Consider the following 12,233-nt stretch of genomic DNA (forward strand, 5'->3'; position numbering starts at 1 on the left):
TTGCCGACATCGTCCACCCGCACCAGCAACCGCAAGCGCTCGCCGGCGGCCAGCGGAGCGCGGGGCGACATCCGCATCGGAATCTCCGGCTGGCGCTATGCGCCCTGGCGCGGGCGCTTCTATCCGGCAGGGCTGACGCAGCGCAACGAGCTCGCCTTCGCCTCGCGCATGCTGTCCAGCATCGAGCTCAACGGCTCTTTCTATTCATTGCAGCGCCCCGAGTCGTACGAAGCTTGGCGCGACCAGACGCCCGACGGATTCGTGTTCGCGGTCAAGGGCTCGCGCTACATCACGCACATGCTGCAGCTCAAGGACGTGCGCGCGGCTCTCGCCAACTTCTTCGCCTCGGGCGTGCTCGCGTTGGGCGCCAAGCTCGGTCCCATCCTCTGGCAGCTGCCGCCGAGCATGCGCTACGACCCGGAGCGCATCGACGCATTCCTGTCGCTGCTGCCGCGCGACGCCAAGACCGCCGTCGCGCTTGCCCGAGAGCATGATGAGCGCATGGAGGGCCGGTCGTCGCTGAAGGCGCCGCGCAGCCTGCGCATCCGCCATGCGATCGAGGTGCGCCACCGCAGCTTCGCCGACCCCGATTTCATCGCCATGCTGCGCCGCCACGGCGTGGCCCTGGTGGTGGCCGACACGGCGGGGCGCTGGCCGCTGCTCGAAGACCTGACCGCGGATTTCGTCTACATCCGGCTGCATGGCGACAAGGAGCTCTACGCGAGCGGCTACGGCGATGCGGCGCTCGACCGCTGGGCGCAGCGCATCGAGGCATGGAGTCGGGGGCACCAGGTCGGCGACGCGCGGCTGGCTTCGGATGTCGCCGCGCGGCGGGGAAAACGCGATGTCTACTGCTACTTCGACAACGACATGAAGGTGCACGCGCCATACGACGCGGCGCATCTGGCGAAGCGGCTGGGGCTTGTGACGGGCTTCGGGCCCGACGACTCGTCCACCGATGAAGCCGCATCGGCCCTGCCGAAGAAGAAGGCCAGCCGCCGGGAATGAGAGGGAGGGAGAGAGCCGCGCGGCCGGCTCGCCGTGGGGCGCATTCTTCTTCAACTACATTGCCCGCATGACCGAATCCCTGCCGGGCGAAGCCCCCGTCTACCTCGAAGCCGCAGCGAGCGGCGAATTCATCGAACTGCACGAACACGACAATCGCCTGCGCGTGCGCGCCGGCGCGATCGGCCGGCCCTGTCTCGTGCTGCACGCCGGCTTCGAGTCGCCAGACAATGCACATGCCCATCGCCAGCGCCTGCTTGATGCCTGGCGCGCCCGCGGCTTCGTGGAGTGTCCGCCATTGGCGCAGGTGCTCGAAGGCAGCGTCGCCGAGGAGCTGCATTGCGACGGCCGCGTGCCTCATCCGCTGCTGGCCCCGTTCTTCCAGATCGACGGCGCCGACGAACTGCAGGGCCAGCCCCGGCGGCTCGCGCTGTTTCGCGACGGCCTGCGCTGGCATGGCGACTTCGACCTGGAACGCATCGCCGAACTCGGCCTGTACGCGGGCGTCATCGTGGCCGGCGATGTCGACGTGGACGGCGTGTTCAGCCAGCTCACCCACACCTATCCGCGCCACGTGCTCGTGGGTGGCGACGTCCGTGCCGCCAGCTTCGGCCACGGGGACAGCCACATGCGCGTGCTCGGCGACGTGCGCGTGCGCAACATCGTCTACGGCGAGTACAACGACGGCAGCCTGCGCATCGATGGCGCCGTACATGGCCGCGCGTTAATCTCCGCCGACCATGCGATGCACGCCAAGGCCGGCTGCCATGCACCGGTGTGCGACTGGAACAGCGGGCAGAACTGGTCCGACTGCCTCCATCCGGACCTGTTCGAGGCGGACGATCCGCAGGAGGCTGAGACCGGCGCCATGATTTCCCCCGACGCCATCCGCACCTTCATGCGCGAAGGCCGCGACCCGTTCCGTGATGGCACGCAGCCGGCGATGGACGAGTCGCCGCGGGCCACAGTGGAGCCTTCGCCGCTTCCACCGCCTTCATCGTCCTTTGCAGAGCGCCTGCGCGAGTGCGTCGAGGCCGGCGACACCGAAGCGATCACACAGCTGATCGAAACCTGGCCGCAGCGCGACGAGGAATGGCAGCAGGCCCTGACCGGCCGTCTTTTCGCGCCGAGCACCACGCCGCAGCAGCGTGTGCGGTTGAAGGCGATGCAAGGCCAGGTTGTCTCCCGCACATGATCTTCGACCGCGACACCTACCGCCGCTTCTTCGACGGCTACTTCATCCGAGACTGCACCATCGGCATCGAGGACGGCCGCCTCGGCTTCCTGCTGTTTGAGGAGCAGGAAGACAAGGACCATGACGAGCCGTTCAAGGTCCGGCTGCTCGCCGTCAAGCTGGCGAATCCGGTCGAGACGCGGTTCTTCGCGCTGACCACCCAGGCGCTGGGGCTGGGCTGCGATCTGTCTAGCGCCTGGGCGCCAGACCATTCGGAGTTCGTCTCGGTGGGCATCGGACGGGAGACGCTGGCCTACAAGCCGAAGGTCCACAAGGGGCAGGAGGCAAGCATTCCTTTTCATGGCGCAGGCGAGCCGCATCCGGTGTCAGGGCTCCAGTACGACAGCATCGTGCTGCGCACCGCACGCGCCGGCACCACGGTGTTCTCGGTCGGTGCGCCGTTCCGGGTGTACGAGCGGCTGGGCCCTGAACAGTGGCGCGAGCACATGGAGATCCCGCTGCCCGAAGGGCTTGGCAGCACGGAGCCTGATGTTGCGGACGACACCTTGTCGAACTCGAACTTCAATGATCTTGCCGGCCTTTCTGCGCAGGACCTGTACGTGGTCGGGTCGCGTGGCGCCGTCTGGCGACGGCATGAAGGGCTCTGGAAGCAGCTGCCCTTTCCCTCGACACTGGATCTGAAGACCGTGGCTGTCGCGCCCGACGGCACGGCCTATGTCACCGACGAACGCGGCCACGTATGGCAAGGGCGCGACGACAGCTGGCGTTGCCTGACTCCGAAGCCACACAGCGAAAGCTTTCTCGACAGCGCCTGGTTCGCCGGCCGGCTCTGGTGCACTGGCAGGACGGGCGGCTGCTACGTGCTCCAGGGCAGCAGGATGGTGCTGGCCATGGATGCGCGCCGGCAGCCGATGCCCCATGACTACTCGCTGGTATCGCAGCGGCTGGATGTGTCGCCGGATGGCCGCAGGATGCTGGTTGCCGGTTGGCACGGGGCACTGGAGTTCGATGGCGAGCATTGGACGGTGCTGTTCTACGGCGAGCCCTGAGCCCGGCTATCCACCGGCTGCTAGGCTCGCGTGCTCATCCCCGCGAGAAGCTTCTCACCCATGTCCAGCAACAAGTTCCAGATCGGCAAGTGCGCCTTCGAGTTCGCGCCGGATACCCAGATCCTGTTCGAAGACGGCGGCATGTCCTTCGAGCTGAAGGCGCGGCCGGTCGCCTTCTACAAGGCGCTGCATGCGCCACCCTTCGACCCCGAGGGTTCCGACAACCCGGCGCCGGGGCAGATCGCTCCTTCGTTCCGCTCCTCGACCTTTCACTTCTACGACAACCACGACACCCCGCAGCGGCGCGTGCGCTACCTGAAGGACCAGACGACGCACGGCTTCTACATGTGGGAGAAGGGCTTCGCGTACGGCACGCGCTTCTTCGGCGAGATCGACCTGCGGCCCGACCGGATCGCGATGCACGGCCTGCTGCGGCACGACTACGAGACGGACGAGGAGGGCGCTGCGGTGGATGTGGTGTGGCACTGCACGCCCGGAGAAGTGGAGTTGCGCCAGCACACCTACGGCAGCCTCGAGGAGGCGATGGCCGCGCCGCCCGAGCGCGTGCGCCGGCTGCTCGTCGGCGCATGGGACGCCCGCTGGCACGACGAGCTGCTTCGCTTCACGCAGCTCGAGTTCCTGTCGATGCAGGCGCTGTGGACCGGCGATGCGGAGAGTGCCGTCAGGGTCTTGCCGGAATCGCTCTGCACGCTCACGCGCCTGCGCGAGCTGCATCTGCGAAGCAGCAGCATCACCCGCCTTCCCGAGAACCTGGGTGCGCTCGAATCGCTGGAGGTGCTTTCGCTGCAGCATTGCCGGCTCGAAGCCTTGCCCGACGGCATCGGCAAGCTCGCGCGCCTGAAGAGGCTGCTGCTGGACGGCAACCAGCTCAAGACAATTCCCGAGTCGGTGGGCCATCTGCCGGCGCTCGAACTGCTGAGCATCGACGGCAACCCCTTCGAATCGCTGCCGGCTTCGCTGCAGAACATCGAGAAGGTCAGCATAGAGAAGAAGAACGAGGCGCTCTTCCGCGACATCCGCTATCGACCGGAGTTGGAGATCTCGGTTGATCGCGAGGCCTTCATGGCCCGCAGCAGCCCGCGGGCGGCGGCGCTGCTGGGCGACGCCCTCGCGCGACATGGGTTCTCGAACTACGCAGGGCCGCTGCGGCGCCATGCACGTCAGACGTTGCGTCTGCGCACCACCGAGCCGGAGGACTACGCGACGCCCGGCAGCACGCGCATCGGTGGCACGCCGGACCTGCCCCCCGGCCTCGACTACCCGAGCACCGACGGAAAGCTTTGGCGCTTCTTCGCGCAGATCGATCTCGCCGCGATCGCCGCCCTGCAATCGTGGCTGCCGCGCACCGGCCGGCTCTACTTCTTCTGCGAAGGGCAGGAGCATGGCGACCGCGTGCGCGTCCTGCATTCGGATGCGCCCGCCGCTGAACTGCGGCCCCATGTCTGGCCCGAAGGAGCGGAGTTCGCCGATGGCTTCGACGTGGGCGACGCGCACGAGGGCTACAAGGTCGAGATCGACTCCACGGTGTCGGTGCCGAATCTCTACAACGCAGGCGGAGGGCGCCTCATCGGCGAAGACGCCGTGCTGCTCGAGATCGAGGGGAATGATGAACTGCAGGAGGCCTGGTGGGCGCTCGAGGCCGAGCTCACCGGCGACGACGAGCGCAGGAACGGCGCGCACCTGATGAATGCCCATGTGTTCACGCAGCACGAGAACCCGCAGGAGCAGGCCTCGCGCGAGAAGGGCGGGCTGCCCGAGGAGTGGATCAACCTGCTGACGTTGCGGTCCGACGACAAGCCCGGCTTCTGCTTCTGGGACGCCGGCACCTTCACCTTCAGCATCCACGAGAAGGACCTGGCGCTCGGTGATTTCTCGCGCGTGCACGGGAGCCTGGAGAGCAGCTGAACCGGCCTTGCCGATGCGGACTAGAACTTTCGCAGTCCCGCCTGCGTTGTTCTTTCGCAATACCCGCATTTCGCCGCGCCAGATGGGACATCCGCGCGCATTCCGATACCTAGAATCGCGCCGGTCCGGGCGTCCGCCCGGCTCTGCCACTCCGGAGAAACCGCGATGTCCTTTTCGTTCGGTGCCGTCGTCGTCACGTACTTTCCCACCGACGGGCAACTGGCGAATCTCCATGCGCTTTCACGTATGTGCCCGCGCCTGTGCGTGGTCGACAACACGCCGCAGCCCGGCGACTGGCACGGCAAGATCGCCGAAGAACGGGTCACCGTGCTGCACAACGGCAACCGCGGCGGCATCGCGGGTGCCTTCAACTGCGGCATCGCCGCACTCGAAGCGCAGGGCGCGGAACTCTTCTTCCTTCTCGACCAGGACTCGGTGCTGCCCCCGGGCTACTTCGAGGCCATGTGCGAGGCGGCGGAGAAGGCACAGGGCATGGCTGAAGGCGAAGGCAAAGACGACGCCGCCTTCCTGATCGGCCCGCTCGTGCACGACACCAACCTCGATGCGCTGATCCCGCAGTTCGGCCTCCAGGGCAAGCGCGTCTACCAGTTCGACCTGCGCAAGCCCTTCACCGAGCCGCTGGCGCGCTGCGCCTTCATGATCTCCTCGGGCTCGCTGATCTCGCGCGGCGCATGGGCCAGGCTCGGCCGTTTCGACGAGCGCTATGTGATCGACCACGTCGACACCGACTACTGCATGCGCGCGATGCGCAGCGAGGTGCCGCTCTATCTCAACACGCAGGTGGTGCTGCACCACCGGATCGGCGAGCTCGAGGCGAAGTCGCTCTTCGGCTGGAAGATCTACGTCATCAACTACCCGGCCGTGCGGCGCTACTACATCACGCGCAATGCGCTCGACCTCTCGCTGGCGCACATGCGCGCCTTTCCGGCGATCCTGTTCATCAACGTCTACACGCTCAAGCAGATCCTGCCCATGCTGATCTTCGAGCGCGACCGCCTGAGGAAGAGCGTCGCGCTGCTGGTCGGCTGCTTCGACGGCCTCTTCGGCAGGCTGGGCGGCATTCGCGAAGCTCGCCCGCGCGTTGGCAGGTACCTGAGCCGCAGCGGGTGAGGGCGCAGCGATGAGTTCAGGCCCCCAGGCACTTCACGCGCCGCGCGTGCGCCGCGCAGCGCTCGCCTTCATCTTCGTGACGGTGCTGATCGACTTCCTGGCGTTCGGCCTGATCCTTCCCGGGCTGCCGCATCTCGTGGAGCGGCTGGCCGGCGGCAGCACCGCGGCGGCGGCCTACTGGATCGCGGTGTTCGGCACCGCGTTCGCGGCGATCCAGTTCGTGTGCTCGCCGCTCCTTGGCGCGCTGTCGGACCGCTTCGGCCGGCGGCCGGTGATCCTGCTGTCGTGCCTGGGGCTGGCGGTCGACTTCGCGTTCATGGCGCTGGCCGACAGCCTGCCGTGGCTCTTCGTCGGCCGCGTGGTGTCGGGCGTGTTCTCGGCCAGCCTCACCACCGCCAACGCGTACATCGCGGACGTGACGGCGCCGCAGGACCGCGCCAGGAGCTACGGCATCGTCGGCGCGGCCTTCGGGGTCGGGCTGGTGCTCGGGCCGGTGCTCGGAGGGCAACTGAGCCACGTCGATGCGCGCCTGCCTTTCTGGTTCGCGGCAGGCCTCACGATGCTCAACTTCTGCTACGGATGCTTCGTGCTGCCCGAATCGCTGCCGCCCGAGCGGCGCAGCCCGAGGCTCGACTGGTCGCACGCCAACCCGGTCGGCTCGCTGCTGCTGCTCAGGCGCCATCCGCAGGTCTTCGCGCTGGCAGCGGTGATCTTCCTGGTCAACCTCGCGCAGTACGTGTACCCGAGCGTGTTCGTGCTCTTCGCCGACTACCGCTTCCAGTGGAAGGAAGACACGGTGGGCTGGGTGCTCGGCCTGGTGGGCGTGCTCAGCGTGATCGTCAATGCATTGCTGGTCGGGCCGGGCGTGAAGCGCTTCGGCGAGCGGCTGGCACTGTTGTTCGGGCTGGGCTGCGGCGTGCTGGGCTTCGCCATCTGCGGCGCAGCCGATGCCGCCTGGGTCTTCATGCTCGCGCTGCCGTTCTGCACCTTGCTGGCCTTTGCGGGGCCGGCCGCGCAGGCGCTGGTCACTAGGCAGGTCGACGCGGCGGAGCAGGGGCGCATCCAGGGTGCGCTGACGAGCCTGGTGTCGGTGGCGGGCATCGTCGGGCCCGCGGCCTTCGCCGGCAGCTTCGGCTACTTCATCGGCGCGGATGCACCGGCGCGGGTGCCGGGCGCGCCGTTCTTCATTGCCGCTCTGTTCCTGTGCGTGAGCGTGCTGGTCGCGTGGCGCTGCACGCGACCCGTGATGGCGGCTGCAGGCGAAGCAGCGGTAGAGCCAACCTGACGCGGCCCCGGTTGCGCGCTGTCCTCGACAGCGTTTGACGGCGTCGAGGGTGCTGACGGCGTCCAGGTGAATTGGGGAAAACGATGAGTCGGCATGGCCTTGCCCCTTGCGGGTGGCCGCTGTCGTCGTGGCTGCAGTGCGATCACGGGTACTCGCCGGGCCACCCGTACGTAATTCCCCTTACGGCTGCGTCAGATTGCAATCAGTTTGACGCCAGAGCATGAAGGGGTCCGGATTTCCGCCCGGATGGAGACGATCAGCCCCGGTTTGCCGGTGCCGTGGTTTCGAAACCCATCGCACAAGAAGAGATGAAAAACAGAACCCTTGTCAGAGGCTTGTTCCTCATGGCGATAGCGTTGGCCTTCGGCCTGACCTCGCTTCGCTACCCCATCGGAGACTTGAGCCGCGCCGGCCCCGGTTTGTTCCCCGCCATGATCAGCGCGATGCTGTTGGTGATCGCGGTTTCCACCGTGATCCGCTCGTTCTTCGTGGAGAGCGTGAAGCTGGAGTTCAACTTCAAGAACATCTCGCTCATTCTCGGCAGCCTCTGCGGACTGGCCGTGATCTCCATGTACGTGAACATGATCGCCGGGATCATCTTCATGGTCTTCTGCTCGGGCTTCGCTGCATCGTCCTATTCGGTGATGCGCAACGTGAAGATCTCCGCCGGGCTGGTCATCATGGCGCTGGCCCTGCAGAAGCTGCTCGGCCTGAACCTGCCGCTGTATTGAGGAAAGACACGACACCATGGAAGTCCTCAACAATCTCGCGTTCGGGTTCTCGCATGCCCTGACCATGCAGAACCTGCTGTTCTGCGCCATCGGCTGCACGGTGGGCACGCTCGTCGGCCTGCTGCCCGGCCTCGGCCCGCTGGCCACCATCAGCCTGCTGCTGCCGCTGACCTACTCCATTCCCACCACCGGCGCGCTCATCATGCTGGCCGGCATCTACTACGGCGCCCAGTACGGCGACAGCGTCAGTGCCATCACGATGAAGATTCCGCATGCGAGCAGCATCGTGGCCTGCATCGACGGCTACGCGATGACGCTCAAGGGCCAGACGGGCCTCGCGCTCTTCACGGCCGGCTTCTCCAGCTTCATCGGTGGCACCGTGGCCATCATCGTGCTGTCGTTCCTTGCACCGGTGCTGGGCGAAGTGGCGTTCCTGTTCGGCCCCGCCGACTACGTCGCGATGATGCTCGTGGGCTTCGTGTGCGTGAGCTTCGTGACCACCGGCAGCCTGCTCAACGGCCTGGCGATGTGCATGATCGGCGTGCTGCTGGGCACCATCGGCACCGACGTGAACAGCGGCATGCAGCGCTTCACGCTCGACCTGCCGTTCCTGGTGGACGGCGTGGGCATCGTGAGCATCGCGCTGGGCTGCTTCGGCATCGCCGAGATCACCAAGAACCTCGACTCGCGCGAGGAGCGCTCGCCCTTCAACGGCAAGATCAACCTGATCCCGACCTGGGCCGAGTTCAAGCGGATCATCCCCAGCGCCCTGCGCGGCAGCGCGATCGGCTCCTTCCTGGGCATCCTGCCCGGCGGCGGCCCGACCATCGCCCAGTTCGCCGCCTACGCGATCGACAAGAAGGTCAGCAAGTACAAGCACGAGATCGGCACCGGCTGCATCGAGGGCGTGGCCGGCCAGGCCGCTGCCGACGAGGCCGCCGCGCGCACCAGCTTCATCCCGCTGATGAGCATCGGCATCCCCGAGAACGCGGTGATGGCGTTGATGCTGGCCGCCTTCATCATCAAGGGCATCCAGCCCGGCCCGAACATGATCGGCAGCCACCCCGAACTCTTCTGGGGCCTGGTGGCCAGCATGTGGATCGGCAACGTGTTCCTGCTGGTGCTGAACGTGCCGCTGGTGCGCTACTGGCTGTCGGTGTTCAAGATCCCGTACGCCGTGCTGTTCCCGTCGATCCTGTTCTTCTGCTGCATCGGCACTTACAGCGTGAACAACAGCCTGGAAGACATCTTCATCACCGCCGCCTTCGGCTTCATGGGCTACATGTTCATGCGGCTGGAGCTCGACGCGGCGCCGCTGATGCTGGGCTTCATCCTCGGCCCGATGCTGGAGGAGAACTTCCGCCGCGCGATGCTGCTGAGCCGCGGCAGCTTCGGCATCTTCGCCACCCGCCCGATCAGCGCCACGCTGCTGAGCCTGGTCGGTGTGTTCATCGTCTGGCAGGTGGTTTCGTTCCTGAACAACGTGCGCAAGAGCAAGGGCGCCGCGTTGCCGCCGCAGTCAGGCGCGGCGCTGGAGCCGCAGGAGTAAGCGGCCCGGCCGCCTTCCTGCAAGCGGACGAAACTGCATTCGCCGCGTTGCCCGATCCGGGTGACGCGGCGAATTGCTTTTCGGGGTGTGGTCGCCTGGCGTGCCTGCCTCGCCTCGCCTCGACCTGAATCAATGCATGTCAATGCATGCGTGCGAACTTCCCCGGTGGCTGACCCACGTGCCGGCTGAATGCCGTGCTGAAGGTGCTCGCCGATCCGTAGCCCACCCGCTGCGCCACTTCCGCGATCGCAAGCTCGTCGCCGCGCAGAAGCTGCTTGGCCAGGGCCATGCGCCATGAGAGCAGGTATTCCATCGGAGGCATGCCGACCGCTCGGTTGAAGCGATCGAAGAAGGCCGAGCGCGACAGGGCGCTCTTGCGCGCCAGCTGCTCCACCGTCCAGCTGCGTGCGGGGTCTCCATGCATGTGGCGGAAGGCGGCAGCCAGCCGCCTGTCGGCCAGGCCGCGCAGGAGCCCGGGCGAGGCCTGTTCGCCCGAGCTGCTGCGCAGCGCCTCCACGAGCAGCACTTCCACGAGCCGTGTGAGCACCAGTTCGCGGCCCGGCCTGCGTTCCAGCGATTCCTCGCGTACCAGCTGGGTCAGCAGCGGCAGCTTCTGCGAACCCTGCACATGCAGCACGGCGGGAAGCAGCGACACGAGCATGGCCGAATCGGGCGAGTCGAACTCGAAGTAGCCGCCCAGCATCCGTACGTCGGGACGGCCGCCGCGCGTGCCGTGGCGGATCTCGCTGCCGCTCGTATCCATGGCGGCCTTGCGCGCATCGATGCCCACCGGTGTGCCGGGTTCCAGGCTCGTCATCGTGAAGCCGGGCGTGGTGGGCAGCAGCACGAAGTCTCCAGCGGCAAGCGTCAGCGTTTCCTCTGCGTCGACCGACAGCAGGCAGCTGCCTTCGAGCAGCGCGCAGAAGCTCGGAAGGCCGAACTGCGTGTAGCGCACGCCCCAGCGCCCGGCTCCGCTGATCACCTTGGAGAACACCGCGCGGGGCTTGAGCAACGAGATCACCTGCGACAACGGATCGATGGCCATGGATGGACTCTCGCAAATGAATGATGGACTGATGATTGTAGATAGTCCGATCAAAGGCGCCTATCGTACGGGCTTCTTCCAACGCTCATTCACTCATCCACACAGAAGGACCCCATGAAGACTGTTCTGATCACCGGCTGCTCGTCCGGCTACGGCCTTGCCACCGCGCGCCACTTCCATGCCCAGGGCTGGAAAGTCATAGCGACCATGCGCAAGCCGCAGGAAGGCCTGTTCGAGGACTCGCCGCGCATGCGCGTGCTGGCGCTCGACGTGGCGCAGCCGGAGAGCATCGCCGCAGCGCTCGATGCGGCCGGGCCGGTCGACGTGCTGGTCAACAACGCCGGCGTCGGCCTGTTCGGCGCCTTCGAGGCCACGCCCATGGCGACGACGCGCGAGCTCTTCGAGATCAACACCTTCGGCGTGATGGCCATGACCCAGGCCGTGCTGCCCGGCTTCCGCGAGCGCCGCAAGGGCGTGATCGTCAACGTGACATCGAGCGCGACGCTCGCGCCCATGCCGCTGGTCGCTGTCTACACCGCCAGCAAGACCGCGATCGAGGGCTTCACCGCCTCGCTCGCCCACGAGCTGCAGGCGTTCGACGTCGCAGTGAAACTCGTCGAGCCTGGCTATGCACCCACGACACGCTTCGCGGACAACGGCCGCGAGCGCATGCAGGGCCTGATCACCGAGCCTTACGCGCCCCTTGCGCATTCGATCTTCGGCAAGCTGGCGCAGGCCACGCAACTGACGCAGGAGTCGGACGTCGCCGAGGCGGTCTGGCGAGCGGCGAACGACACGACGGGGCAACTGCGATTCCCGGCGGGCGCCGACGCGGTCGCGCTGGCGCAACGGGCCGCGGGTTGAAGCAGCCGGCCGGCGCTTTCGCCAGCCTCAGCCGGCCGAAGTCACTGCCGCGGTGGCTGGCTAAGAAGCCTCGGGCTCGCGCTGCAGCGCAGTGTCGGTATGGGGAATGGGCGCGGTGAGGATCTGCGCCAGCCAGTGATCGAGCGTGTCGCCCGATGGCCGTGCCGGGCGATGGCCGCCGGGCGAGGGTTGCGCGGCGCTTTCCGTGCGGCGCGTGATGGGCCCCACCTCGTCGGGAAACCATCTGAAGATGCTGAGCTGGCTCTTGTAGCCGTCACCCTGGCGCACGAATAGAAATCCCTGCTGCGCGTTGCCTTCCGCATCGACCGGGACACCGGCGGCACGCAGGGCCGTGACCCTTGCACCTGTGTCCATGTCGCGCGGCAGCTTCAAGGTGATGGTTGCGTTGTGGACCATTCGTCTCGCCATGTTCTTACCCTCATGCTTTCTTGT

11 protein-coding genes are annotated in these 12,233 nt (G+C 66.8%); 9 read left to right on the forward strand and 2 right to left on the reverse strand.

Annotated features, from left to right (window positions below; translation table 11 throughout):
* The 8 genes from G369_RS0126185 (at nucleotide 1) to G369_RS0126220 (ending at nucleotide 9,871) form a co-directional block, all read left to right on the forward strand.
* Nucleotides 1-1,008, forward strand: coding sequence for a DUF72 domain-containing protein (locus G369_RS0126185; protein WP_019657020.1), 1,008 nt, complete (start codon nucleotides 1-3; stop codon nucleotides 1,006-1,008).
* 67 nt (nucleotides 1,009-1,075) lie between these two features.
* Nucleotides 1,076-2,200 (forward strand): hypothetical protein, encoded by a 1,125-nt coding sequence (locus G369_RS0126190; protein WP_019657021.1) that lies wholly within the window; start codon nucleotides 1,076-1,078, stop codon nucleotides 2,198-2,200.
* Complete coding sequence (locus G369_RS0126195; protein ID WP_019657022.1) at nucleotides 2,197-3,249, forward strand: beta propeller repeat protein; 1,053 nt, start codon at nucleotides 2,197-2,199, stop codon at nucleotides 3,247-3,249. Before G369_RS0126190 ends, G369_RS0126195 begins: the two co-directional genes overlap by 4 nt.
* A gap of 60 nt (nucleotides 3,250-3,309) precedes the next feature.
* Nucleotides 3,310-5,175, forward strand: coding sequence for a DUF1963 domain-containing protein (locus G369_RS37230; RefSeq protein ID WP_019657023.1), 1,866 nt, complete (start codon nucleotides 3,310-3,312; stop codon nucleotides 5,173-5,175).
* Between the two features lie 165 nt (nucleotides 5,176-5,340).
* Nucleotides 5,341-6,306, forward strand: a complete 966-nt coding sequence (locus G369_RS0126205) for a glycosyltransferase family 2 protein (RefSeq protein ID WP_026346641.1) — start codon at nucleotides 5,341-5,343, stop codon at nucleotides 6,304-6,306.
* 10 nt (nucleotides 6,307-6,316) lie between these two features.
* Nucleotides 6,317-7,591, forward strand: coding sequence for a TCR/Tet family MFS transporter (locus G369_RS0126210; RefSeq protein ID WP_026346642.1), 1,275 nt, complete (start codon nucleotides 6,317-6,319; stop codon nucleotides 7,589-7,591).
* Nucleotides 7,592-7,899: 308 nt separating this feature from the next.
* Entirely contained in the window at nucleotides 7,900-8,322 is a 423-nt protein-coding gene (locus G369_RS0126215) for a tripartite tricarboxylate transporter TctB family protein (protein ID WP_026346643.1), read from the forward strand.
* Nucleotides 8,323-8,338: 16 nt separating this feature from the next.
* Nucleotides 8,339-9,871, forward strand: a complete 1,533-nt coding sequence (locus G369_RS0126220) for a tripartite tricarboxylate transporter permease (RefSeq protein ID WP_019657027.1) — start codon at nucleotides 8,339-8,341, stop codon at nucleotides 9,869-9,871.
* A 139-nt stretch (nucleotides 9,872-10,010) separates the two neighbouring features.
* Here G369_RS0126220 and G369_RS0126225 read toward each other — a convergent pair whose 3' ends face one another.
* Nucleotides 10,011-10,916: an AraC family transcriptional regulator gene (locus G369_RS0126225; protein ID WP_019657028.1), complete on the reverse strand. Its 906-nt coding sequence runs from the start codon at nucleotides 10,914-10,916 to the stop codon at nucleotides 10,011-10,013.
* Nucleotides 10,917-11,030: 114 nt separating this feature from the next.
* Here G369_RS0126225 and G369_RS0126230 point away from each other — a divergent pair, with 114 nt between their 5' ends.
* Entirely contained in the window at nucleotides 11,031-11,780 is a 750-nt protein-coding gene (locus G369_RS0126230; protein WP_019657029.1) for an SDR family oxidoreductase, read from the forward strand.
* A 60-nt stretch (nucleotides 11,781-11,840) separates the two neighbouring features.
* Here the strand turns inward: G369_RS0126230 and G369_RS39265 are convergent, their stop codons facing one another.
* The gene (locus G369_RS39265; RefSeq protein ID WP_019657030.1) at nucleotides 11,841-12,197 is read right to left on the reverse strand and encodes a hypothetical protein; all 357 of its coding nucleotides are present in this window, start codon (nucleotides 12,195-12,197) and stop codon (nucleotides 11,841-11,843) included.
* Nucleotides 12,198-12,233: the final 36 nt, after the last annotated feature.

It is taken from the genome of Variovorax atrisoli 110B, from assembly GCF_000382045.1.
GTDB classification, from domain to species: Bacteria; Pseudomonadota; Gammaproteobacteria; order Burkholderiales; family Burkholderiaceae_C; genus Variovorax; species Variovorax atrisoli.